This window comes from Roseovarius sp. (genome assembly GCF_965228755.1).
GTDB lineage: Bacteria > Pseudomonadota > Alphaproteobacteria > Rhodobacterales > Rhodobacteraceae > Roseovarius.
On record NZ_CBDDIG010000005.1, the window covers coordinates 1593967 to 1618430 of the forward strand.

21 protein-coding genes and 1 pseudogene are annotated in these 24464 nt (G+C 67.4%); 12 read left to right on the top strand and 10 right to left on the bottom strand.

Going from position 1 to position 24464, the window contains the following annotated elements:
• Positions 1–154: 154 nt before the first annotated feature.
• The 5 genes from ACO07J_RS11425 (at position 155) to ACO07J_RS11445 (ending at position 7355) form a co-directional block, all read left to right on the top strand.
• The gene (locus tag ACO07J_RS11425) at positions 155–1108 is read left to right on the top strand and encodes a radical SAM protein (RefSeq protein WP_422028932.1); all 954 of its coding nucleotides are present in this window, start codon (positions 155–157) and stop codon (positions 1106–1108) included.
• Positions 1109–1264: 156 nt separating this feature from the next.
• Positions 1265–2413: a M24 family metallopeptidase gene (locus ACO07J_RS11430; RefSeq protein ID WP_422028933.1), complete on the top strand. Its 1149-nt coding sequence runs from the start codon at positions 1265–1267 to the stop codon at positions 2411–2413.
• 103 nt (positions 2414–2516) lie between these two features.
• Positions 2517–4292 carry an SLC13 family permease gene (locus ACO07J_RS11435; RefSeq protein WP_422028934.1) on the top strand — a complete coding sequence of 592 codons (1776 nt, stop codon included), beginning with the start codon at positions 2517–2519 and terminating at the stop codon, positions 4290–4292.
• Between the two features lie 63 nt (positions 4293–4355).
• The gene (locus ACO07J_RS11440) at positions 4356–5039 is read left to right on the top strand and encodes a M48 family metallopeptidase (protein ID WP_422028935.1); all 684 of its coding nucleotides are present in this window, start codon (positions 4356–4358) and stop codon (positions 5037–5039) included.
• A gap of 111 nt (positions 5040–5150) precedes the next feature.
• Complete coding sequence (locus tag ACO07J_RS11445; protein WP_422028936.1) at positions 5151–7355, top strand: spermidine synthase; 2205 nt, start codon at positions 5151–5153, stop codon at positions 7353–7355.
• Here ACO07J_RS11445 and ACO07J_RS11450 read toward each other — a convergent pair.
• From ACO07J_RS11450 to ACO07J_RS11475, 6 genes are all read right to left on the bottom strand, one after another.
• The gene (locus ACO07J_RS11450; protein ID WP_422028937.1) at positions 7342–7887 is read right to left on the bottom strand and encodes an RSP_2648 family PIN domain-containing protein; all 546 of its coding nucleotides are present in this window, start codon (positions 7885–7887) and stop codon (positions 7342–7344) included. The genes ACO07J_RS11445 and ACO07J_RS11450 overlap by 14 nt on opposite strands.
• Positions 7884–9080 (bottom strand): RSP_2647 family RNA methyltransferase, encoded by a 1197-nt coding sequence (locus ACO07J_RS11455; protein WP_422028938.1) that lies wholly within the window; start codon positions 9078–9080, stop codon positions 7884–7886. Before ACO07J_RS11455 ends, ACO07J_RS11450 begins: the two co-directional genes overlap by 4 nt.
• Before the next feature lie 44 nt (positions 9081–9124).
• Positions 9125–9766, bottom strand: coding sequence for a DUF6778 family protein (locus tag ACO07J_RS11460; protein WP_422028939.1), 642 nt, complete (start codon positions 9764–9766; stop codon positions 9125–9127).
• Between the two features lie 171 nt (positions 9767–9937).
• A complete protein-coding gene (locus tag ACO07J_RS11465; protein WP_422028940.1) occupies positions 9938–10213 on the bottom strand; it encodes a hypothetical protein in 276 nt (91 codons plus the stop codon).
• The gene (locus ACO07J_RS11470) at positions 10210–12999 is read right to left on the bottom strand and encodes a glutamine-synthetase adenylyltransferase (RefSeq protein ID WP_422029769.1); all 2790 of its coding nucleotides are present in this window, start codon (positions 12997–12999) and stop codon (positions 10210–10212) included. The genes ACO07J_RS11465 and ACO07J_RS11470 overlap by 4 nt, the downstream gene beginning before the upstream one ends.
• 41 nt (positions 13000–13040) lie before the next feature.
• Complete coding sequence (locus ACO07J_RS11475) at positions 13041–13439, bottom strand: DUF4440 domain-containing protein (RefSeq protein WP_422028941.1); 399 nt, start codon at positions 13437–13439, stop codon at positions 13041–13043.
• Between the two features lie 46 nt (positions 13440–13485).
• On the opposite strand from ACO07J_RS11475, the pseudogene ACO07J_RS11480 reads away from it, so the two are divergent.
• From ACO07J_RS11480 to ACO07J_RS11495, 4 genes and pseudogenes are all read left to right on the top strand, one after another.
• A pseudogene (locus ACO07J_RS11480) lies at positions 13486–13952 on the top strand (YbaK/EbsC family protein).
• A gap of 220 nt (positions 13953–14172) precedes the next feature.
• A complete protein-coding gene (locus ACO07J_RS11485; protein WP_422028942.1) occupies positions 14173–14604 on the top strand; it encodes a DUF2852 domain-containing protein in 432 nt (143 codons plus the stop codon).
• Between the two features lie 69 nt (positions 14605–14673).
• Positions 14674–15120, top strand: a complete 447-nt coding sequence (locus tag ACO07J_RS11490) for an RDD family protein (RefSeq protein WP_422028943.1) — start codon at positions 14674–14676, stop codon at positions 15118–15120.
• 84 nt (positions 15121–15204) lie between these two features.
• Positions 15205–16038 (top strand): arginyltransferase, encoded by an 834-nt coding sequence (locus tag ACO07J_RS11495; protein ID WP_422028944.1) that lies wholly within the window; start codon positions 15205–15207, stop codon positions 16036–16038.
• Between the two features lie 6 nt (positions 16039–16044).
• Here the strand turns inward: ACO07J_RS11495 and ACO07J_RS11500 are convergent, their stop codons facing one another.
• Positions 16045–17223, bottom strand: a complete 1179-nt coding sequence (locus ACO07J_RS11500; protein ID WP_422028946.1) for an alpha/beta fold hydrolase — start codon at positions 17221–17223, stop codon at positions 16045–16047.
• Positions 17224–17379: 156 nt separating this feature from the next.
• On the opposite strand from ACO07J_RS11500, the gene ACO07J_RS11505 reads away from it, so the two are divergent.
• On the top strand, positions 17380–17547 hold the full coding sequence (locus tag ACO07J_RS11505) for a hypothetical protein (RefSeq protein WP_422028948.1): 168 nt from the start codon (positions 17380–17382) through the stop codon (positions 17545–17547).
• A 93-nt stretch (positions 17548–17640) separates the two neighbouring features.
• Here ACO07J_RS11505 and ACO07J_RS11510 read toward each other — a convergent pair whose 3' ends face one another.
• From ACO07J_RS11510 to ACO07J_RS11520, 3 genes are all read right to left on the bottom strand, one after another.
• A complete protein-coding gene (locus tag ACO07J_RS11510) occupies positions 17641–19998 on the bottom strand; it encodes a TRAP transporter large permease (RefSeq protein WP_422028950.1) in 2358 nt (785 codons plus the stop codon).
• Between the two features lie 14 nt (positions 19999–20012).
• The gene (locus ACO07J_RS11515; protein ID WP_422028952.1) at positions 20013–20903 is read right to left on the bottom strand and encodes a TRAP transporter small permease subunit; all 891 of its coding nucleotides are present in this window, start codon (positions 20901–20903) and stop codon (positions 20013–20015) included.
• Between the two features lie 108 nt (positions 20904–21011).
• On the bottom strand, positions 21012–22094 hold the full coding sequence (locus tag ACO07J_RS11520) for a TRAP transporter substrate-binding protein (protein WP_422028954.1): 1083 nt from the start codon (positions 22092–22094) through the stop codon (positions 21012–21014).
• Between the two features lie 223 nt (positions 22095–22317).
• On the opposite strand from ACO07J_RS11520, the gene ACO07J_RS11525 reads away from it, so the two are divergent.
• Together ACO07J_RS11525 and ACO07J_RS11530 are read left to right on the top strand one after the other, a co-directional pair.
• Positions 22318–23748 (top strand): cache domain-containing protein, encoded by a 1431-nt coding sequence (locus tag ACO07J_RS11525; protein WP_422028956.1) that lies wholly within the window; start codon positions 22318–22320, stop codon positions 23746–23748.
• Complete coding sequence (locus ACO07J_RS11530) at positions 23745–24392, top strand: response regulator (protein ID WP_422028958.1); 648 nt, start codon at positions 23745–23747, stop codon at positions 24390–24392. Before ACO07J_RS11525 ends, ACO07J_RS11530 begins: the two co-directional genes overlap by 4 nt.
• The last annotated feature ends 72 nt before the right edge of the window (positions 24393–24464 follow it).

Below are 24464 nucleotides of genomic sequence, written 5' to 3' on the forward strand. Positions count from 1 at the left end.
AGACCTCTCCTGTCCCGCCACGACCCTGATCCGCCGCGCGGCGCTCACGGGGAGTTTATCCCCCCATCACAAACCCGTCACCAGCCCGCTGCTGGCTTTTCACGACAAAAAGGACAGGTTACGCCGGAATTGCAAACCAAAATCGGGTGAAGTGATGAAAGACGCCGCCACAGCCGGGGCCAATGACGGCAAGTTCCGCGATCCTCGGGTGACCGCCGACGGCCAGCCCCGCGCCCATGTGCCGCTGTCCAATCCGCAAACGCTCTGGTTCAACACCGGCACGCTCTGCAACATCACCTGCGTCAACTGCTATATCGAAAGCTCGCCCGAGAACGACCGGCTGGTCTACATCACCGAGGCCGAGATGCGCGACTATCTCGACCAGGTCGAGGCCCGCGGCTGGCCGGTACGCGAGATCGGCTTCACCGGCGGCGAACCCTTCATGAACCCCGAGATGTGCGCCATGGCCCGCACCGCGCTGGAACGCGGCTTCGAGGTGCTGATCCTCACCAACGCCATGCGCCCGATGATGCGCCCCCGCGTGCTGAAAGACCTTCGCGCGCTGGTCGCGGACTATGGCGACCGCCTCACCCTGCGCATCTCCGTCGATCACTGGTCGGCGGACTACCACGACGAGGAGCGCGGCCGCGGCGCCTTCGACAAGACCCTTGCCGGGATGGCCTGGCTCCGCGACGCGGGCGCCCGCATGGCCGTCGCCGGCCGCTCCCTCTGGCACGAGACCGAGGCCGAGGCCCGCGCCGGCTACCGCGCGCTATATGCCCGCCACGGCTTCGCCATCGACGCCGACAATCCCGCCGAAACCGTGCTCTTCCCGGAAATGGACATGACGGTCGAGGTGCCCGAGATCACCACCGCCTGCTGGGGCATCCTCGGCAAGTCGCCCGACGACGTGATGTGCGCTTCCTCCCGGATGGTGGTCAAGCGCAAGGGCGCCGCCCGCCCCACGGTGCTCTCCTGCACCCTCCTGCCCTACGATCCGCAGTTCGAGATGGGCGAAACCCTGGAAGAGGCCGAGCGCGACGTCTCCCTCAATCACCCGCATTGCGCCAAGTTCTGCGTCCTCGGCGGCGCCAGCTGCTCGGGCTGAAGCGCCCCCGTCGTCCACACGCCCGAGACGGCACGCCGCCCTCCGCTTCTTCTGGCCAAAAATATCCCCGCCGGAGGCGCCCGAGGTCGCAACCAGACGCGCACGCCCGCCCGGAAGCGGCTCCAGTGCCACGGACCCCCGTGACGGAGCCCGCCGATGCCCTTCCATTTCGACGAAGCCGAATACGCCGCCCGCCGCGCCCGCGCCACGCAGGCGGTCCGCGAGGCCGGGCTCGACGCGCTGATCCTCTTCGCCCCGGAAAGCCAGTACTGGATCAGCGGCTACGACACGTTCGGCTTCGCCATGTACCAGGCGATGGTCCTGACCGCGAAGGGCGAGCTGCACCTGATGACGCGGATGCCCGACCGCATCCAGGCCCTGCGCACCTCGGTGCTGACCGAGGATGAAATCCACGTCTGGCCGCAATACGAGGGCTCGAATCCGGCCGAGCACCTGAAGAACCTGCTGGGCGACCTCGGCGTCGCATCCGGCCGTCTCGGCTTCGAATCGGACACCGCCGGCCTCACCGACCGCAACGGCCAGCTCACTCGCGCCGCCCTGCCCGGGGCCGAGGCGCACTCCGACCTCATCCGCGCCCTTCGCCGGGTCAAGTCACCGGCCGAGATCGCAATGCACCGCCGCGCCGGGCAACTGGCCGATGACGCGATGGACGCGGGCCTTGCCGAGACCCGCGCCGGCGCCTTCGAGGGCGACATCCTCGCCGCCATGCAGGGCGCGGTGTTCCGCGGCGGCGGCGACTATGCCGGCAACGAGTTCATCCTCGGCTCCGGCCCGCAGGCGCTGCTCTGCCGCTACCATTCCGGCCGCCGCCACCTCGACGCGCAGGATCAGATGACATGGGAATGGGCCGGCGCCCATGCCCGCTACCACGCCGCGATGATGCGCACGGTGATCATCGGCAAAGCCAGCGACAAACAGCGCCACATGCACGAAGCCGCCACCGCCGCGCTGGAAGCCTGCGAAGCGGCGATCCGCCCCGGCCGCCCAATGAGCGAGGTCTACGACGCCCATGCCCGCACCCTCGACGCCTACGGTCTCGGCCACGCAAGGATGCAGGCCTGCGGCTACGGCATGGGCGCGGCCTACACCCCGATCTGGGTGGATTTCCCGATGTTCTACGAAGGCAACCCGCTGATCATGCAGGCCGGACAGGTGTTCTTCCTGCACATGATCCTGATGGATGCCGAGGCCGGGCTCGCCATGTGCCCCGGCCATACCGTGCTGGTCACCGAAACCGGCGTCGAACGCCTCTCTCGCCAGCCGCTCGACCTGCTGATCCGCTAGGCGGGCACGCGCGGAACGGCGCCTGTCCGCAATCTCCTGTTGCCAGCCGCACCGCCTTGGCAGACACTCCCCCTCCGGTCCTCCTCCTGTTCGGGTTTTCACCATGCCCTACGATCAGATCTTCGTCCTCCTCCTCTTGGGCCTCGTCTTCGCGGGCTTCATCTTCGAGATCTACCCGCCCGAGGTGACCGCCCTCGCGGCCTCCGCCGTGCTACTGGCGACGGGCATCCTCGACACCGACGATTTCCTTACCGTCTTCAGCTCCGGCGCGCCGATCACCATCGCCATGATGTTCATCATCTCGGCCGCGCTCGAACGTACCGGCGTTCTGTCGGTCTTGGGCGACATCCTGCAGAAACAGGCGCGCGGCTCGCTCTCGCGGGCGGTGCTGATCATGATGGCCGCCGCCATCGCCGCCTCGGCCTTCATGAACAACACGCCCGTGGTGGTGCTGCTGACCCCGGTGATGATCTCGGTCGCGGCCAATGTCGGCGCGGCCCCGTCCAAGGTGCTGATCCCGCTCTCCTACGCGGCGATCTTCGGCGGGACGCTGACGCTGATCGGCACCTCCACCAACATCCTGATGAGCGATGTGGCCCTCGCCGCCGGACAGCCTCGGATCACCATGTTCGAGATGACCCTGCCGGGCCTGATCCTGGCCGGTACGGGCATGATCTACATGGTCTTCGCCGGGCGCTTCCTGTTGCCCGACCGCGCCTCGCTCGCCTCGGTCGTGGGACAGGAGCGAAAGCGCAAGTTCCTCGCCCGCCTGCTGATTCCCGCGGGCTCGGCCCATGTCGGAAAGGCCCTGGCCGACCTGCCCTTCAACACCGGCCAGGCCCGCATCCTCGACGTGATCCGCGGCGAACGCTCTCAGCGCTCCCAGATGTCCAGCCTCACCCTCCAGGCCGGCGACCGCGTGGTCATCAAGACCGACGCGGGCGAGCTTCTGGGGCTCCGCGAAGACGGCAGCGTCGCCTTCAACGAGATGCACGACACCGGGTTCGAACCGGTCACCGCCGAAAGCACGATGATGATGGAAGGCAGCATCGGGCCCAAGTCGATGCTGCGCGGCCGCACCCTGGGCGACCTGCGCCTGCGCCGCACCTACGGCGTCTACGTCATCGCCATCCACCGCGACGACCGCAACATCACCGAAAGCACCGACACCCTGCGCCTGCGCTTCGCCGACACCTTGCTGCTGGAAGGCCCGGCCGACGGGCTGCAGCGGCTGGTGGCCGATGGCGGCATCGTCAACCTGTCGACACCCGCCGACCGCCCGGTCCGCCGCGGCAAGGCGCCCATCGCAATCGCCGCGATCCTCGGCGTCATGCTCCTGGCGACGTTCGGGGTCATGCCCATCGCCGGGCTCGCCGTGATCGGCGCGGTGGTGGTCATGCTGACCGGTTGCGTCGATCCCGAGGATGCGTTCGACGCGATCGACTGGCGCATCCTGTTCCTGATCTTCGGGATGCTCGGCCTCAGCCAGGGGCTCGACAATACCGGCGCCGCCGAAACGGTGGTGGCTTTCATCGTCGGGCTGACCGGCAATCTCGGACCGCTTGCGGCGCTGGCGGCGGTCTATGTGTTCACCAGCCTGCTGACCGAGATGATCAGCAACAATGCCGTCGCGGTGCTTGTCGGGCCCATCGTCATCGCCATGGCGGTGCAGCTGGGCTACGACCCCCGGCCCTTCATCATGGCGGTGATGTTCGCGGCCTCGGCCAGCTTCGCCACGCCGATCGGCTACCAGACCAACACCTTCGTCTACGGCGCCGGCGGCTACCGGTTCCGCGACTTCGTGACGGTCGGCATGCCGCTCAACCTGCTCTTCGCGGTGGTGGCGGTGGTGGTGATCCCGTGGTTCTTCCCGTTCTGAGGCGCGGCCGGCGCGGGCCAGCCCGCGCTTGCCCGCCCCCGCGGCGCACCCCATATTCGTGACATGCTGAAGTTCACCCCGATCCTGCTTGCGATTCTCTACGCTCTGGCGATGTACCGCTTCTCGGTCTGGCGCACCCGGCGCGAGCTTGACACCCGCTCGTCCGAGCTGGCCGACCCGCGCCTCAAGAAACTCACCGACCGGCTGGCCGCCGCGCTCGACCTGCCCCGGATCAAGGTCCACATCTACGAGATCGACCCGGTCAACGGGCTGGCCGCCCCGGACGGGCGGATCTTCATCACGCGCGGCTTCTACCGCAAGTTCCAGAACGGCGAGCTTTCGGCCGAGGAGATGACCAGCGTGATCGCCCACGAGCTGGGCCACGTGGCACTCGGCCATTCCCGCCGGCGGATGATCGACTTTTCCGGCCAGAACGCGCTCCGCACGGCGCTGGCCATGATCCTGTCTCGTTTCCTGCCCGGCATCGGCGCGATCATCGCCAGCGGCCTGACTACCCTGCTCGCCGCCCGCCTGTCGCGCAGCGACGAGTACGAGGCCGACGAATACGCCGCCGCCCTGCTCACCAAGGCCGGCATCGGCACCGCGCCGCAAAAGGCGCTCTTCGCCAAGCTCGAGGAGCTCACCCAGTCCCGCTCGGGCGCCATGCCGGCCTGGCTGATGAGCCACCCCAAGACCGGCGAACGCATCGCGGCCATCGAAAAGCTCGAGGCCAAGTGGGCGCGCTGAGCCACGCGCACCAACAAAACCTTGCTTTGTACGTCTTCCGGTCACAGTCCGGCCAAACTTTGGCGCGACCTCGCGGGTAAACCCCTGGCAAAGCCACCCGAGAGGCCAGACATGCAGGTTACAGTCGCGCCAGCCAGCGCCGTTTCCCACCGGTTTGCACCGGTCATATTCGTCCTGACCCTGTTTCTCAGCGCGTCGCTGCTGTTCTTCGTCCAGCCGCTCTTCACCCGCCTCGCACTGCCCCATGTGGGCGGCTCTCCGGCGGTGTGGACGACGGCGATGCTGTTTTTCCAGACCATCCTGATCGCGGGCTACCTCTACGCCCACCTTCTGACCCGCCTCCTGCCGGTGCGCGGACAGGTCGTGGTGCACCTGGGCGTGTGGGCCGCCGCCCTGCTCAGCCTGCCGCTGGGCGTGCCTGCCGGCTGGCAGCTCGACCCCTCCGGCTCGACCGCCTGGCAGACCCTGCTCCTGTTCGCGGCGGGCGTCGGCCTGCCCTTCTTCGCGCTGTCGGCCAATGCGCCGCTGATCCAGTTCTGGTACAGCCGCAGCGGCGGGCCCTCGGCGCATGACCCCTATTTCCTCTACGGCGCCTCGAACCTCGGCTCGCTCATCGCCCTGCTGGGCTTTCCGCTCGCCGCCGAACCGATATTCGGCGCCAGCGCCATCGGCCTCGGCTGGGCCGCGGGGTTCGTGGCCCTGGGCGGCGCGCTCGCGCTCAGCGGCCTGTGCAGCCGCGGCCCGGCGGCCATCACCCCCGCCCGGTCGGACAAGGAAGGCCGCGTGTCACCCTGGCAGGTGGCGCAATGGGGCTTCCTCGCCTTCGTGCCCTCGTCGCTGATGCTGGCAATCACCCTCAAGATCAGCATCGACATGGGCTCCTTCCCGCTCGTCTGGGTGGTGCCGCTCGCCCTTTACCTGTTCACCTTCGTGCTGGCCTTCTCGAACCGAAGCCTCGTCTCTGACCGGACCTACAGGATCGTCGCGGCCCTCGCCCTGGCGGTGCTCGGCCTGTTCGTCCTCGGGGTCCATGGCAACTATCTCGAATGGACAGAGGTCGGCATCCTGCTGTTCTGCTTCTTCGCCATCACGCTCTTCGCCCATCGCCGGCTCTACAACGCCCGGCCGGCGGGCCACGGCCTCACCGGCTTCTACCTGACCATGTCGGTGGGCGGCGCGCTCGGCGGGCTCTTCAATTCGATCGTCGCCCCCGTCGCCTTTTCCGGCCTGCAGGAACTGCTGATCACGACCGTGCTGTCGGTGCTGCTGTTCATTCCCTTTGCCAAGACCGCCCGCGACACCCTGGCCGGTATCGCCGGGGGCGGCGCCATCGGGCTGGCCCTCGCGCTGCCCGCGGTTCTGACCGGCCTGTTCGCCACCGGCCCTGACGACTGGACAACGGTTCTGCTCATCCTATTCGTCGGCGCCCTGTTGGGCATCGCCCGGCTCCGCCGCCGGCCGCTGGCCTGTTTCGGCGCGGGCGTCGTCGCGCTGACCGTGGGCGCCCTTCACATCCCCGATGCCTCGCTCCTGCGCGACCGCAGCTTCTTCGGCACCCATGTCATCATGGAAGAAGCCGGCCTGCGCATCTATGGAAACGGCACCACCGCGCACGGCGCGCAACGCCTTTCCGATGACACCAGCGCCCGCCCCGAGCCGCTCTACTACTACCACCGCAACGGCCCGCTCGGCCAGGTGATGACCTCTGCCCGGGGCCAAACCGCCGGCACCGTCGGCGTGGTGGGCCTCGGCGTAGGCTCGCTCGCCTGCTACAGCCAGCCCGGCCAAAGCTGGCATTTCTACGAGATCGACCCCCTCGTCGACCGGATCGCCCGCTCGCCCGAGCATTTCCGTTTCCTGTCGGCCTGCACACCCGAGGCGCCCACCCACATGGGCGACGGCCGCATGATGCTCGACCGCCAGACCGACCGGCGCTTCGACATCCTGGTGATCGACGCCTACAGCTCCGACGCCGTGCCGGTCCACCTGACCACCAACGAGGCGATGCAGCTCTACCTCGACCGGCTCTCGCCCGGCGGCATCCTCCTCTACCACATCTCGAACCGCTACTACGACATCGACATCCCGCTGGCCCGCTCGGCCGCCGACCTGGGCCTCGCGGCGCGGGTGCAGCACTACAAGGGCAACGCCAAACACGACGCAGGCGACATCGCCTCCAGCGTGGTGATGCTCGCGCACAGCCCCGAGGCGTTCGGCGCCATGGCCGACGATCCCCGGTGGCAGGCACTGGAAAGCGACGGCGGGCGAGTCTGGACGGACGATTACGCCAACCTCATCTCGATCATGAAGCGGTAAGCGCCTTGCCCAGCCGCGGCAGCTTCGCCTTCTTCAGAAGCGGCCGCATCTCCCAGGTGTCACCCGACAAGCGGTTGGCATCGGCCAGCACGCTTTCCGCCGCCTCTTCCACCAAACCCGGCCCGGCTTTCCAGAGCCCCAGCAGGAACCCGTCCGGGTCGGCCCGCGACACACCTTCCTCGGCCAGCACGTTGCGCGGAAAATCCTTGACGTTCAGCGTCAGGATCAGGTCCGCCGACCCCGCCACCGCCGCCGCCAGCACATGCACATCCGCCGGATCGGGCAGCCACAGCCGGCTTTCCAGCGAGGGCGGCCAGCTCACCTCCGCCTCGGGCCACGCAACGCCAAGCAGCGCCGCCTCGGCCCCGGCCTGCGCCACGCCATCCGGCCCCAGCTTCGCCGCCGCCCGCTGCCATTCCTCGATGATCCGCGCCGACCAGAGCGGCGTGAACGCCCCCCGCTCCGCGACCCGCAGAAGCATCTGCCGCATCACCGTGGGATAGATCACGCAAGTATCGAGAACCGCCCTCACAGCCGGAAGAACAGCGCCTTCAGATACGCCGTCTCCGCCAGGTTGGGATGCTGCGGATGGTCCGGCCCCGCGAACCCTGTGTAAATCAGCGGCCCGGCCCGCCCGGCTCGCCCGATCCCGCGCAGGCACGCCGACCGGAACTTCGCCAGGTCCGCCGCGTGCGAACAGGAACACAACGCCAGTATCCCGCCCTCGGCCACCAGGGGTGCTGCCAGCCGGGCGACCCGCTCGTAAGCGCGCAACCCCGCCTCCAGCGCCTGTTTCGACGGCGCGAACGCCGGCGGGTCGCAGATCACCATGTCGAACCGCGCCCCCTCCTCGGCCAGCGCGGCAAGCGCCTCGAACGCATCCGCCTTCCGGGTCTCGAACCGCTCGCCCGAGCCCGTCCGATCGGCCCCGCCCCGCGCCAGCTCCAGCGCCGGCTCCGAGCCGTCCACGGCCAGCGCGCTCTCCGCCCCCGCGGCCAGCGCCGCCAGGGAGAACCCGCCCACATGGGAAAACACGTCCAGCACCCGCGCGCCTTTGGCCATGCGCGCCGCAAAGGCATGGTTCGGCCGCTGGTCATAGAACAGCCCGGTCTTCTGCCCGCCCGTCAGGTCGGCCATGTAGACCGCCCCGTTCATCGGCACCTCGACCGGCCCCTCGGGCGCCGCGCCCTCCAGAACCGCACTCACATCGTCGAGCCCTTCCAGCCCGCGCGCCCGGCCCCCGGCATTCTTCAGAACCGTCGTAACCCCCGTCACCTCGCGCAGCGCCGCCACCAGTTCCGGCAACAGCCCCTCCGCCCAGGCCGCGTTCGGCTGGATCACGGCCACATCACCGAACCGGTCGATCACCACGCCCGGAAGCCCGTCCCCCTCGGCATGGATCAGCCGGTAGAACGGCGCATCGTAAAGCTTCTCCCGCAAGGCCAGCGCCGCCGCCAGCCGCCGGCGCAGCCAGTCCGCGCCGATCTCCGCCCCGGTGTCGAGGTCCAGCACCCGCGCCATGATCCGCGAATTGGGGTTCACCGCCACCAGCGCCAGCGGCTCACGTCCGGCATCCTCCAGCACGGCGATGCTGCCCGGCGCAATCGCCTTCGTGCGGCGGTCGGTCACGAGTTCATTGTCGAATACCCACGGCGCCCCGTGCCGGATGGCGCGGGCATTGGCCTTGGGTTTCAGGCGGATCACGGGCAAAGGGGACGGCGTCATGCCGTCCCCTTAAGCCCTTTCCGGCGCCTGGGAAAGATCAGAAGTCAGTCGAACGCGCGCATCAGCCCAAGGCTGGCGGCCTGGTAATGCTCCGGATCGGTCAGCTGCTGCCGGATCACGCCCGCAAGGTGGTCGGTGATCCGCACCTTCTGGGTCTGCCCGGCCCGCTCGGCCTCGATCGCGGCCTTGCCGCCGAATCCCCGGAAATCGGCCTTCACGTGTTTCGGCGCGCTCAGCGCCGCGCCGGTGTCAGGGTCGCGATACTGCATGGTGAACTGCAGTGCATGCACCCCGCCCACCGTGTACCGCGCCTTCTCGGTCAGCGCATGGAACCGCGTCACCTCGATCTCCAGCACGACCGACCGCCCTTCACCCGCGACCTGCCGCACGCCCTTGAGCATGGCGGCCTCGACGATGGCCTGCACCTGCGCATGGCGATCCCCCGGCGGGTCTTCCCGCCACACGATATCGCCGCCCGGGTAGAACCGGTTCGCCTCCGACACTTTCAGCGTCCGCGGCACCCGCACCTTGACCGACGTGACCTTCACCGCCTCCGCCGCCGGCGCCACCTGCGGCGTTGCGAAATCCGCCGGCGCGTTGCGCGTCGCCGTCTCCATCGGCGCCCCGCCACAGGCCGACAGCGCCAAGCTCGCCGTTACGGCCGCGATAATCCCGAATCTTTTCATCCTGTCCTCCAGTCGGCCGCGTCCGGGGGTCTCTCGCCGGTCTTCCCGGTCTTCTCCGCACGCAGGCCTTGCTCGATTTGCCTGGAAATCAGGATGTCGTTGAAATCGGGCGCATTTTGGACGAAAGCGGACCTTTACCAAGACCCCGCGCACGTCAAGCGTGTGCGCTGTTCAGTCCCTTTCCCGAGACCGCCACCCGCCGCGCCGGCGCGGTTTGGCGACCGTGTCCAGCCCCTGCCGCAGGACCGTGGTCATCGGGTGGTCGGGAAACGCCCCCTCTCGCTGCGCCAGGTGCGCCTCGATCGCCGGCTTCGTCTCCTGCCCCTCGGGCAGCGACAGCGCCCAGTCAAGAAAGATGGAGCGGCACTCCCCCTCGGTGATCCCCTCGATGCGGTAGGATTCCCGGATCAGCCCCTTCGGGTCCAGCGGGTCGCGCGCCTTGCTCATGCCTCGTCCTTTCCCTCGTCCGTCATCGCGGCATCTATGATCTCCGCCGCCCGGCCCGTGACCTCGACCAATCGTGCCTGCACTTCGTCCAGCGTCTCGGCCCCGGTCTCGCGCAGCAGGAACGCCACCGCCCCCTCGCCCAGGGTCTCCGGGTCTAGCGGCTTGTCGGTCAGCAATCGCGCCGCCTGCAACACGCACCAGCAAAGCCCATAAGCCTCGGCCAGCGCTGCCCGGTCCGCGTCATCCAGCCAGCCGATTGCGACACAGGCCGCGAGCCCCCCCGCCACGTCGCGCCCCGGCTCGGCGGCCATCAGCGCCCCGGTCTGCGCCACCAGCTCGATCTCCTGCATCCGGCCCGGGCCCAGCTTGGTGTCCCACGCCCCCGCCGGGCTCTTGGCCTCGGCGATCCGGCGGCGCATGTCGGCCACCCCGGGCAAGACCCGATCCCGGGCGCCCTTCTCCTGCAACAGCCTGCGCCGGAACGCCTCGAAATCCCCGCTCAGCGCCTCCGGCCCGGCAATCACCCGCGCCCGCGTCAGCGCCAGGTGCTCCCACACCCAGGCCTCGCCCTTCTGATACTCCTGAAACGACGGCCACCCCGTCGCCACCGGCCCCTGGTTCCCCGAGGGGCGCAGCCGCATGTCGACCTCGTAGAGCCGCCCCTCCGCCATCGGCGCGGCCAGCGCGGTGATCAGCGCCTGCGTCAGCCGCGCATAATAGGTCCGCGACGCCAGCGGCCGCCGCCCGTCCGAACCTTCCTCGCCCGCCGCGTCATAGATCACGATCAAATCCAGGTCCGAGGTCGCGTTCAGCTTTGCCGCGCCCAGCGAGCCCATGCCCAGCACCACCGCGCCCCGCCCCGGCGGATCACCATGCTTGCCCGCGAACTGGTCCACCACCACCGGCCACAGCGCCCCGATCACCGCCTCGGCCAGCTCGGCATATTGCGTGCCGGCCTCGTCGGCACCGATCAGCCCTCGCAGGTGATGCACCCCGATCCGGAAATGCCATTCCTTGCTCCACCGCCGCGCGGCATCCAGTCGCCGCTCGTAATCCTCGTCCGCCTCGAACCGCCCGACAAGCTCCGCCTCCAGCGCCTCGCGCCCCGGCCACTTGGCAAAGAAATCCCCCGCGATCACCGCGTCGAACACACCTGCATTCCGCGACAGGTGCGCGGCCAGCGAGGGCGACGTGCCCGCGATATCCACCAGCAGGTCCACCAGCTGCGGGTTCGCCTCGAAAAGCGAGAACACCTGCACCCCCGCCGGCAACCCCTTCAGGAACCCGTCAAACGCCAGCAGCGCCTCGTTCGGCTCCATCGACTTGGCAAGCTTCGCCAGCAATTCCGGCTTCAGCCGGTTGAAGATCTCCACCGCCCGGCTCGACCGCAGCGCCGGATAGCTGGGCCAGCCGGCGATGATGTCCTGGTCGAGCGCCGCGTCGACCTCCTCGGCTTTCCCCGCATCCTCCGGCGCGAAAAAACTCTCGATCGTCTCGTGCACCTCGGTCAGCCGCGTCTCGAGCGCCGCCTCCATCTCGCCGCGATCGCAATCCATGAAGGCCGCCAGCCGCTCGAACTCCTCCCCGCTCGTCGGCAGGTCATGGGTCTGCTGATCCCGCAGCATCTGCAACCGGTGTTCCACCTCGCGATGCGCCCGGTAATGCCGCGTCAGCATCTCCGCCGCGTCCTTGGGCACCCAGCCCTTCTCGGCCAGCCGCTCCAGCCCCTCGACCGTGCCCCGCACCCGCAGGTCCGGGTCGCGCCCCCCGGAAATCAACTGCCGCGTCTGGGTGAAGAACTCGATCTCCCGAATGCCGCCCCGCCCCAGCTTCATGTTGTGCCCCGACAGGTTCAACCGCCCGCCCAAGCCTTTATGCTCCCGGATGCGCAGCCGCATGTTGTGGGCATCCTCGATGGCGGCAAAATCCAGGTGCTTGCGCCAGACAAAGGGCTTCAGCGTCGCAAGAAAGGCCTTCCCCGCCGCCACGTCCCCCGCACAGGGCCGCGCCTTGATATAGGCCGCCCGCTCCCACGTGCGGCCAAGGCTTTCGTAATAGGTCTCCGCCGCCGCCATCGCCATGCAGACCGGCGTGACCGATGGGTCCGGCCGCAGCCGCAGGTCGGTGCGGAAGACATAGCCCTCCGCCGTCTTGTCGTTCAATGTCGCCGCCATCTTCCGCGTCGCCCGCACGAACGAGGCGCGCGCCTCGTGATAGTCGTCCTTGTCGAACCGGGCCTCATCGAACAGGCAGATCAGGTCGATATCCGAGCTGTAATTCAGCTCCCCCGCCCCCATCTTGCCCATCGCCAGCACCGTCATGCCGCCCGCGATCTCCAGCTCGTCCTCGCCCACGCCGGGCAGCTTGCCGCGCTTGATCTCCACACCGATCGCCGCCCTGAGCGCAGCCTGCACCGCCGCATCGGCAAACGCCGTCAGGTGCCCCGTCACCTCCTCCAGCGCCCACACGCCCGCCAGGTCCGCCAGCCCCGTCAACAACGCCACCCGCCGCTTGGCCTGCCTGAGCCCGTCAGCCACGCCATCCGGCGCGGCCTCCCGCACCTCCGCCAGCACGGCATCCATCGCCTCTTCCGGCGCCTCCAGCGCCCCCGGCAGCCAGCCCGCCTCCTTCTCGCACAAGGTCCGCAGGTAAGGGCTACACCCCGCCGCCCCCTCGATCAGCTCGCCCAGCTCCGGCGCCATATCTGCAAACCGGGCGCGAGTCTCCGCCCCCTGGTCTGGCTCGAAGGGGCGCGGGCAGCGGGTCATGCGGTCGGCAAAGCTCATGCCCGGACAATGCGGCGACCGCCCGGCGGCGTCAATTCGGCTCATGGAACCGGCGCGGCATCCGCGGGCGTGTCCTGGCTGAACAGGTTGCGCCAGCCATTGGCGTCGCGCCGCCATAGCGAACTGACATACATCGCCGACGCCGCGCCATCGCGGGCCCAGCGATAATCGGCGCGGTAGCACAACAACACGTGCCCGGCCCCCGCCGGCACCAGCCTGGCCTCGCTCAGCGCGTAACTCGCCACGCTCGGCCCGTCGGCCAATTGCCCGGCATGCTCCTCCCGCCCGGCAAAGCCGCTGGGGTAGACGCCCAGGAAATCCGGGGCGAGCAGGGCCGCATCCGCCGCGGCGTCGCCGCTGACCAGCGCCTGCCACACCGCCTCTTCCAGGGCCAGGATCTCCTGCAAATCCGGCCCGTCGCTCTTGTCTTGTCCGCTCATACGGGGCAGTTTCGCGCAAATTCGTCCCAGGTCAACGGAAAGCCCGATGTCGAAATCCCTCAAACGCGTCACCCGCGCCCTTCAGGACGGCGGCATCGACACCCGGCCCGTCGAGGTGGGCCAGGCCACCACCGCGCAGATGGCCGCCGATCTCGTCGGCTGCCCACCGACCAGATCGCCAAGTCGATCATCTTCCGCGGCGAGGACAGCGGCACGGCCATCCTCTTCATCACCGCCGGCGGCAACCGGGTCGACGACGCCAAGGCCAGCGCGCTGGCGGGCGAGCCGCTCGGCAAGGCCGACGCTGCCCTTATCCGCGCCCAGACCGGTTTCGCCATCGGCGGCGTCTCGCCCATGGGCCACCTCACCCGCCCCCGCGCCTTCTTCGACCCGCGCCTTCACGCCTTCGCCCAGGTCTGGGCCGCCGCCGGCACCCCGCGCCACGTCTTCCCGATCGCCCCCGCCGACCTCCTCCGCCTTTCCGGCGCCCAGGAAGCCGACTTCACCGCCTGACTTCGCCGCAATTCAGGCCGAACCCCATGCTTCTTCTTGGTAAAAATATCCCGGGGGCTTGGGGGCTGGCCCCCAAATAACGCCATTAAATCAAGCGCAACACCCAATAATGTAAAAAACATTCACATCACCCCTTGCAACACCCGCCCGCAATCCCGATCTAGGGGATGTGAAAGACATTCACATTGAAAAGCAACGCTGACCCGAAAGGACACGCCGAATGACCACCGTCGCCTCATCCACCCCCGCCACCGGCCCCCTGGGCTGGCTTTCCCGGGCCGAGGCCTGGCTGGATGACAAGGGCAAGGGCGCCTGGATCGCCGCCATGGTTCTCGCCTTCATCCTCTTCTGGCCGGTTGGCCTCGCCCTTCTCGCCTACATGATCTGGAGCAAGAAAATGACCTGTTCAGTTTCGCACCGCCGCCACAAGGGGTATGGCCGCATGAACATCAGCCGCTCGACCGGCAACGCCGCCTTCGACGCCTACAAGGCCGACACGCTGGAACGGCTGGAACGCGAGCAGGACAATTTCGAGGCCTTCCTGCAGCGCCTCCGCGATGCCCGCGACAAGGCCGAGTTCGACCAGTTCATGGAAGAGCGCGCCCGCGCCGCCCAATCGGACCGCGACGACGAAACCCCGAAGGAGGCGTAACGCGCCTCTCTTCCCCCTGCCCGGCCCGGAACTTCCCGGGCCGGTTCCCCGTTGATGGAAGGCAACCGGATGACCGACTACACATGGCACACCCCTGACCCGGTGACGCAGCCGGAATTCTACGCCGACGTGCCGGTGAAACGGCTGATCGCGTGGGTGATCGACACGATCGTCGTGGCGGTCCTCTGCCTGCTGATCCTGCCCTTCACGGCCTTCACCGGCATTTTCTTCTTTCCTCTGCTGATGCTCGTCGTGGGCTTCGTCTACCGCGTGCTCACCATCGCGGGCGGGTCGGCCACCTGGGGCATGCGCCTCGTCGCGATCGAGTTCCGCACCGGCTCCGGCCAGCGCTTCGATCTCCCCATGGCGTTCCTGCACACGCTGGGCTTCTCGCTCTCCTGCGCCTTTTTCTTGGTCCAGATCGCCTCGATGATCTTCATGCTGACCACGCCCCGCGCCCAGGGCATCACCGACCACCTGCTCGGCACTGTGGCGATCAACCGCCGCGCCGCCTAGGGACGCGTCAAGGTTTCGCACTTGGCGCCTGCCGGGTTCGTTGTTATCGTTTCAGTGACAAGACCGAACGAATAACGAGCCTTCATGCGCCATACGCTCCCCATCGCGCCGCAATTCTACGTGACGGCCCCGCAGCCCTGCCCCTACCTCGAGGGGCGGATGGAGCGGAAGCTGTTCACGGCCCTCCAGGGCGAGTCGGCGCAACGCCTCAATGACAGCCTGTCCAAGCAGGGCTTCCGCCGCTCGCAGAACGTGCTCTACCGGCCGTCCTGCGCCGATTGCGCGGCGTGCCTCTCGGCCCGCATCAACGTGGCCGAGTTCACGCCGTCGAAAAGCCAGAAGCGCACGCTCAACCGCAACCGCCATCTCGAACGCCGCGCCACCTCCGCCTGGGCCACCGAGGAACAGTACGAGCTCTTCCGCCGCTACCTCGAGGAACGCCACGCCCAGGGCGGCATGGCCGACATGGACGCCTTCGAATTCGCCGCGATGATCGAGGAAACCCCGATCCGCACCCGCGTCGTCGAATATGCCGACCGCGAAACGGGCGAGCTGGTGGCGGTCTGCCTGACCGACGTGCTCGATGACGGGGTCAGCATGGTCTACTCCTTCTACGAGCCCGACCTGCCGCGGCAATCGCTCGGGACCTACATCATCCTCGACCATATCGACATCGCCCGCGAGGCGGGGCTGGCGAATGTCTATCTCGGCTACTGGGTGCCGGGCAGCGCCAAGATGGGCTACAAGGCCACCTTCTCGGGGCTCGAGGTCTACTCCTCCGGCGAATGGCAGAAGATGCGCGACCCGGCGGACTACCACGCCAAGCGCCACCCCCTCTCGAACGATCCGATCGCGGAACAGGTGGCCAACATCTCCCTCCCCGACAGCCACCCCCTCCGCGGGCCGCAGCGGGGCTGACCGGCCCTAGCCGTCACCCAAGCAAAACGAAATCACCGCCTGCATCAGCTTCTCCCAGCTTTCCTCCTGCGGCAGCGGCATGTGGTTTCGCGTGTCCAGCATCATCAGCCGCGCATCGGGCAGCTTCGCGGCCATCCTCTGGCTCTGGCTGAACGGGTGGATCGCATCCTCCCGCGCGTGGGCCAGCAATACCGGCACCCTGACATGGGCCAGGTCGTCCTCGGCAACCAGCCGGTCCACCGCCTGCCGAAGCAGCACGGCGCTCTCCGCCGACACCGATTGCTGCTGGATGCGCACGATGCTTTTCACCTGCCCCGGCGTGGCATCCGGCATGAACAGCGCCAAGAAGGCGTTCAGAAACGCCGACCCCTCGCGCCCCCAGCCCGCCCGGATCAGCCCCAGGATCGTCTCCTCGTCCACCTCCCCCGGCGCCGCCTCGCGATAGACCCGGCCCACCGAATAGCCACCGTAAAGCGCCATCCGGCTGACCCGCTCGGGGTGCCTCGCGGCAAACCTGAGCGCCACCGGCACCGCCTGCGAGGCGGCAAAGATCGCCACCCGCGTCAGCCCGTTGGCCTCCACCACCGCCGCCAGATCGTCGGCGAAGGCATCGAGCGACAGGTTGCCCGTATCCCGCGTCGACAACCCCGTGCCCCGCTGGTCATACTGGTACAGCGTGAAATGCTCCCCCAGCCGCGCCATCAGCGGCTGCCAGACCGGGCAGTCCCAGTCCAGCTCGAGATGCGACAGCCAGTGCCCCACCCGCACCAGCGGCGGCCCCGCCCCGTGATGCGCATGGGCGATCAGCTCGCCATCCGCCGAGGCCACGTAACGGATCGCCGGCGCCGCAGACGTTTTCGCCGGCCCCGCCGCCCCCTCGACCGTCACCGGCGCGACCATCTGGAACCCCAGCTTCGGCACCGTCCGGATCACCCGCTGCGCGGTGCCGTCATCGCCCACCGCCTTGCGCGCCGCGTTGATCCGCGCGCTGATCGTGGCATCCGACACGTTCAGCCCCTTCCAGACCCGCGCGATCAGCTCGTCCTTGCTCACCACCTCCCCGCCCGACCCGGCCATCATGGCCAGCAGCGCGAAAACCTGCGGCTCCACGTGAACCGGCATGCCATCGCGGCAAAGCTCGTGGCGTCCGGTATCCAGTGTGCAATCGGCGAAACGATGGATCATGCGCCAAGGATAACGACCCTTCAAGCCGCCCGCGCAACAAGAATCCACCGCCTTCGACAAATCACAAGGAAAGCACAAGGCCTTCGCAAGACCCCCTTCAAGCGCCGCGCTCCCACCCGTGCTCACATGGTCCCAGGCAACGGAAGGACCAGGACCATGACCACCGAGATCAAGACCCGCCCCGACGGCTCCATCGACACCGCGCATTACATGCAGATCGGCCGCCGCATGCGCAGCGAACAGGCCATGAGCCTGCTCACCGGCGGCGCCCGGAAAGAGGAACGCCCCCGCCGCAAGGCAAGGGCGCTTTTCAGCTTTCTCTGAACCCCGTCACGGGGCCGAACGCCACCGCGCTGCGGCCCCGCGCCCCGGCCACCGGAAAACCCACGGGTTTCCTCGGCGGCCGGGGCCTCTTGCTCATCCACCGATGAGTTGCGGCACGATCGTCACGATCCACGGGAAGAACCACAATATCGCGATCCCCACCACCTGGATCAGCACGAAGGGTGCCACCCCGCGGTAGATATGCCCCGTCGTCACCTCCTTCGGCGCCACGCCCCTCAGGTAGAACAGCGCAAAGCCGAATGGCGGTGTCAGGAACGAGGTCTGCAGGTTCACCGCGATCATGATCGTCACCCATTTCGGGTCGAACGTGCCGCCATAGATCACCGGCCCCACGATCGGGATGACGATGTAGATGATCTCGAGGAAGTCCAGCACGAAACCCAGGATGAACAGCACCAGCATCACGATCAGGAACACCGTGAACTCGTTGTCGTAACTGCGCAGGAACTGCTGGATGTAATGCTCTCCCCCGAAGGAGATCACCACCAGGTTCAGCAGCTGCGAGCCGATCAGGATGGTGAACACCATCGACGTGACCTTCGCGGTCTCCCGCACCACCGGCGTCAGCACGCCACCCGTGAACAGCACCCAGCAGGCGAAGAACAGCCCGAACGCGGCATAGATATACGCGGCATAGGCGAAGAAGAACGCCACCCAGGTATCAAAGCTCACGTCGGCATTGTTGATCCGCAGGTCGAAGTTGATGCCGATCAGGATCGCCAGGCCGATGGCCAGAGTGGCGAAGATGATGATCTTGCCCGAACGTTCCTCGTCGCGCAGCTTGCGATAGGCCGCCAGCATGATCGCGCCCGCCGCCCCCAGGGCGGCCGCCGGCGTCGGGTTGGTGATCCCGCCAAGGATCGAACCCAGCACCGCCACGATCAGGATCAGCGGCGGAAAGACCACGCGGATCAGCTCGTTCTTCGACATCCGGATGGCGGCATGAACACATCCATAGATCGCCAGCGCATAGGGGATGAGCAGCGCCATCAGCGCACCGCCCGCACTCCATTGCGGCCCGATCAGCAGCAGGTCCACCAGAAGGCCCAGGACAATCCCCACGGCCCCCACCAGCAGCGGCGCCGGGCTGGCCGAGGGCATGACCCCACGCCCCACCGCCAGCACCAGTGCGAACAGCAGCAGGATCGTGGCGACCCCGGTGCCGATCGGCGCGGCATTGGCGATCTTGGCCGCGCGTTTCTCGGCGATTTCCTCGTCCGACAACTGGTGCGATGCGGTCACCCCGCCGGCCTCGTCGATCGCCGACTGCTCGGCCACGGCCCTGTCCCAGGCCGCCTGTCCGTGCAGTTCGATCATCGCCTCCTTGCAATCGGGGCCGACATTGGTGCGCAGGCTCGCGGCGTCGCCCTGGTCGGAATAGCTGTCGACGACCAGGCTTTGCGACCCGACCACACCCACTTCCGAGAACACCAGCAGACCGGCGATCAGCGCCACCGGCAGGCCGATGAACCAGGTAAAGCCCTCGCCGCGCGTGATCGGCTCGGCATTGGTCTGGCCCAGGTCATCCACCGCCGGCGCCCGCGAGGGGTTCAGCAGCGCATAGCCGAAGGCATAGAGCGCATAAAGCAGCGCCAGCAGGATCCCGGGAAGAAGCGCCGCCTGGAACAGCGTTCCCACGGAAACCACCGCCGGCTCGCCCAGGTAGGTCAGCGCGTCCGAACACCCGGCCTCGATGGCCCGGTTCTCCTGCGCGACGGAATAGAGGTCGCCCGCCAGCGTGCCCAGCAGGACGATCACGATCGAGGGCGGAATGATCTGCCCCAGCGTGCCCGACGCGGCAATGACCCCGGTCGCGATCTCGGGGCTGTAATTGTGCCTGAGCATGGTGGGCAGGCTCAAGAGCCCCATCGTCACCACCGTCGCCCCCACGATCCCGGTCGAGGCGGCAAGGAAGGCACCGACCACGACCACCGACACGGCCAGGCCGCCCGGCAGCGGGCCAAAGACCCGCGCCATCGTGGTCAGCAGGTCGTTGGCGATCTTCGAACGCTCCAGCGTGATGCCCATCAGCACGAACATCAGCACCGCCAGCAGCGTCTCGATCGACTGGCCGGCAAACACCCGTTCGTTCATACGGTTGACGATGAACGAGATGTTGCGATCCAGCGCCGTTTCCCAGCCGCGGTCGAACACCGGCATGCCTATGCGTGGCAAGTCCGGGTATCGGAAAATGGATATGGTTTCCGGCTTCACGCCGCTGTTCACCAGCGCGTTGTAAGCCTGCGATGTCGGGTCGATCGCCTGGTGGATCAGCAGCCCCGCACTGTCGAGCGCGGCGATGATCGCGAAAGAGATCGCCCCGGCCCCGCCGATGGCGAACGCCACCGGAAAGCCCGACAGAATGCCCCCGAAGAGGCACAGGAACACGATGATCAGGCCGACTTCGACGCCATCAAGTCCGAAAAGCATTGTCCCCTGCCCCCTTAATGCGTGCCTTCATAGGCTTCTTCGCCCTCGCCAAGCGTATCCTTGTCGAGGTACTTGTTTTCGCTCTCCGGCCCTTCCTTCCATTCGAGGTAGGATCGGTAGAAGAACGCGATGGCGTGGATGAAGATCATGGCCGCGAACGCCACCAGCAGGATCTTGAACAGGAAATACCCGTTGAACCCGTTGGGGCTGAAGCCGATCGTCTCGACGTTCCAGCGCACCGCGCGGGCCTTCATCAACAGCCGGTCCAGCGTGTCCGAGGCCGAGGGCTTCGGCGTGATCAGGTGCCGCCAGAGGAAGTACCAGCCGTACATCCAGATCAGGACGGCCATCGGCAGCATGAACAGCAGGCTGCCCAGCATGTCGATCACCCGCTTGGTGCGATGGCTCACCGCCGAATAGATCAGGTCGACCCGCACATGCCCGCCCTGCACGAACGTGTAGGTACAGCACAGCGCCACGACCATCGCGTTGTAAAGCTTCAGCTCCTCGGCCCACCAGCTGATATCCATCTCCAGCGGTATGCCGAACCCGATCGAGATGTCGGGCCGGGCAAAGATGCGCTGCACGAAGACGATGATCACCTGCTGCAGCACCATGATCAGCCCCGCCCAGGCAAAGAACCGGCCGACGACGTTGGCAAAGCCTTCCAGCACCCTGACACAGCCCCACATGAACCCGTTCCACCAGAGCCCGGCGGCGGTCACGATCAGGATCGCCGTGAACACGACGAAGAAGAATTCGACCGACCCGCCGTAATAGACGACGCGCATGATCGCTTCGCTGTTCGACCAGTCCAGCCACAATCCCGGATGGCTGATTGCGTAGAAGAAGTTGTAGAAGGCCAGACCGATGTTCTTGAAGAACCAGACAATGGCGTCCAGCATGGGTCCCCCGCGCCTTTGTTCGCGTCTTGCGGGCTGTTGATGCCCGTCTTGTCATGCAGTCAGGCGGGCCCCGCCCGGGGGCCCGCCCTGTTCAGGGTCAGCCGAAGATCAGCCCAGGACGCGGTCGCGCTGTGCGACGTAGGCGCCGGTCGACTTCTGGATCCATGCCGAGGACGACTTCATCGAGGCCATCGCGCTGTCATAGATCTTCTTGTACAGTTCGTCGCCCATGTTCTCGTCATGCACGGCCTGCGAGGCCTGGCCGAACGCGTCCCAGACACTGTCGGGGAATTCCATGGTCTGCACGCCGCTCGACTGCAGGCGCTGCAGGGCCGAACCGTTGTTCGACAGGAATTGTGCGTGGTTCCACTGGTGCGCCTCGGCACAGGCGATCTCGATGATCTTCTGATGCGCCGGCGACAGGTCCTCGAACACCTCGCGGTTGGTGCCGACCGACAGGCCGGCGCCCGGCTCGTGGAAGCCCGCGGTATAGTAGATCTTGGTGATCTCCTGGAAACCGGCCTTCTCGTCCGCCCAGGGCCCGATCCACTCGGTGCCGTCGATCGCACCCGAGGACAGCGCCTGGTACACTTCGGCGCCGGGGATGTTCTGAACGCTCGCGCCCAGCTTGCCCAGTGCCTTGCCGCCAAGGCCCGGCATCCGGAACTTGAGGCCGTTGAAATCCTCGGGGCTCTTGATTTCCTTCGAGAACCAGCCGCCGGCCTGTGCGCCGGTGTTGCCGGCAAGGAAGCTCTTCAGGCCGAAGATCTGGCCCAGCTCGTCATGCAGCTCCATGCCGCCGTCGAAATAGTACCAGTTCACCAGCTCCTGCGCAGTCATGCCGAAGGGCACGGCGGTGAAGAAGGCATAGCCCGGGTGCTGACCGACGAAGTAGTAGTCGGCACCGTGATACATGTCGGCCTGGCCGGCGGTCACGGCGTCGAACACCTCGAACGCGCCCACAAGCTCGCCTGCGCCTTTAACGTCGATGGTCAGCGCGCCATCGGTCATGGCGTTGACCGAATCGGCCACCCGCTGCGCCGCGTCGAACACGCCGGCAAGGCCACGTCCCCAGGTGGTGACCATGGTCAGCGTGCGGCTGTCCTGCGCGATGGCCGGTGCCGCAAGGCTCGAGGCCGCCGCGGCGGTGCCGCCTAGCGCGGTATTTCTCAAAAATGAACGACGATCCATGTGGTGTCTCCTCCCGATTCAGTCATGGCGCTCCGGGCTCTTGCGGCCCGCGCGCGGATCGTTGCAAGTGCAAAGACAGTAACGCGGTGTTGCGTACATGGGAATACCGACTACTGCGTAGAAACCTGTCCGCCACGCGAATCGCGCGCGCAAATTTCGGGCAGAACGCCGCAGAACCGGCAAAACTCTGGGCAACGGCGGGGATTCGGTCTATCGATTCGGCATGCGGGGCTTGCGTGACCTTATCCGCCTGAATTACGGCCAGAAACTGTTTCTCGTGGCCACCCTGCCGCTCGTCGTCGCGGCGGTGCTGATCTCGGTGATCGTGACGCTGGAGTCGCGCCAGCTGGCCGAACGGGAGATCCGCAACCTCGAGGAACAGCTTATCGCCGCCAAACGCGCCGAGCTGAAGAACTACCTCTCCATCGCCCGGACCTCCTTCTTCAACATCTACGGCCGCGCGGCGCCCGACGACGAGGAGGCCAAGCTTCAGATCACCCAGATCCTCGCGGCCATGCTCTATGGCCAGGACGGGTATTTCTTCGTCTACGACTACGATGGCACCAACCTCGTCAGCCCCCGCCAGACCGACCTGATCAACCGCAACTGGACCGGGCTCACCGACGAGAACGGCACCCCCGTCACCGACGTGCTGATCCGCCTCGCCCGCACCGGCGGCGGCTATCACAGCTACGACTGGCGCAAACCCTCGACCGGCGAGACCGCCCGCATGGTCACCTACGTGATCGGGCTGCAGGACTGGCGCTGGGCGATCGGCACGGGGGTCTTCATCGACGACGTGCTCGCCACCGTGTCCGCCGCCCGCGCCGGTGTCGAGGCCCGGGTCCGGCGCACCTTCGTCTGGATCGGCGGCATCACCATCGCGGCGCTGCTGCTGGTCTTCGTCACCGGGCTTTTCATCAACATCCGCGAACGCCGGCTGGCCGATGCCAAGCTCAAGAAACTCACCCAACGTGTCTTCGACGCGCAGGAGGAAGAGCGCGGCCGCGTCGCCCGCGAACTGCATGACGGGATCAGCCAGATCCTCGTGGGCGTCCGCTACGCGCTCGACACCACCCGGCGGCGGATGGCCGCGGACGACGCCCGCGCCGCCGACCATCTCGACAAGGGCATCTCCTATCTCTCGGGCGCCATCCAGGAGGTGCGCCGCATCAGCCGCGACCTCCGCCCCGGCGTGCTCGACGACCTCGGCCTCGGCCCGGCGCTGAAGGCCCTGACCGAGGATTTCGGCCAGCGCACCGGCATCGAGACCGAGTTCGACACCGTCGTCTTCCGCAACCGGCTCGACGGCGACGCCAAGATCGCCCTCTACCGCGTCGCGCAGGAGGCACTGACCAATGTCGAACGCCACGCCGGCGCCAGCCGCGTGTCGATCGACCTGCGGGGCCACGCCCGCGGCGCCACGCTCAGGATCACCGACAACGGCCGCGGCCTCGACCAGTCGGGCCGCCGCGACAGCACCGTCAATGGCGGGCTCGGCCTGCGCAACATGCAGGAACGGATCGAGCAGCTTGACGGCACGCTCAGAATATTGTCCAGCAAATCCGGCACGGTGATCGAGGCCTCCGTGCCCCTCACCCACCTCCTGCCGCCGCAGGAGCGTTCCGATACCAGCACCAAGGCCAGCGCATGACCGACACGCCCACCCGCATCGTCATCGTCGACGATCACCCGATGGTCGCAGAAGGCATCCAGTCGATCCTGGAAAGCTACGACGACGTCGAGGTGATCGCCACGCTCTCGACCGGCCAGCAGATCATCGACAACGTCGAGACACTGCAGCCCGATGTCATCCTGCTCGACCTCAACATGCCCGGCATCGGCGGGCTCTCGACCACCGAGATCATCCTCGAACGCCGCCCCGAAACGCGCATCCTGATCCTGTCGATGCATGACAGCCCGGAATACATCACCTCGGCGCTCAGCCACGGGGCGCAGGGCTACGTGCTCAAGGACGTGCCCACCGAGGAAATCAAGCGCGCCATCGACGCCGTCGTCGCCGGCCGCCGCTACCTCTGCACCGGCGCCCAGGGTTCCCTCGCCCCGCGCGAGGGCGGCCTGCGCGAGCAGCTCACCAACCGCGAACAGACGATCCTGCTGCAACTGGCCCAAGGGCGCTCGAACCGCGAGGTGGCGCACGACCTCGACATCTCCATCCGCACGGTCGAAACCCACCGCAAGAACATCAAGCGCAAGCTCGGCATCAGCTCGACAGCGGGCCTCACCCGCTATGCGCTGGAACACGGCGTGCTGCAGGGCACCGGCGTTTCGCTTTAGGGGGCGGTCGAGGGGGCGCTGCTCCTAGCGTTGAAAGTCGGGACGACTTTCAACGTCTCCCCCGGGATACTG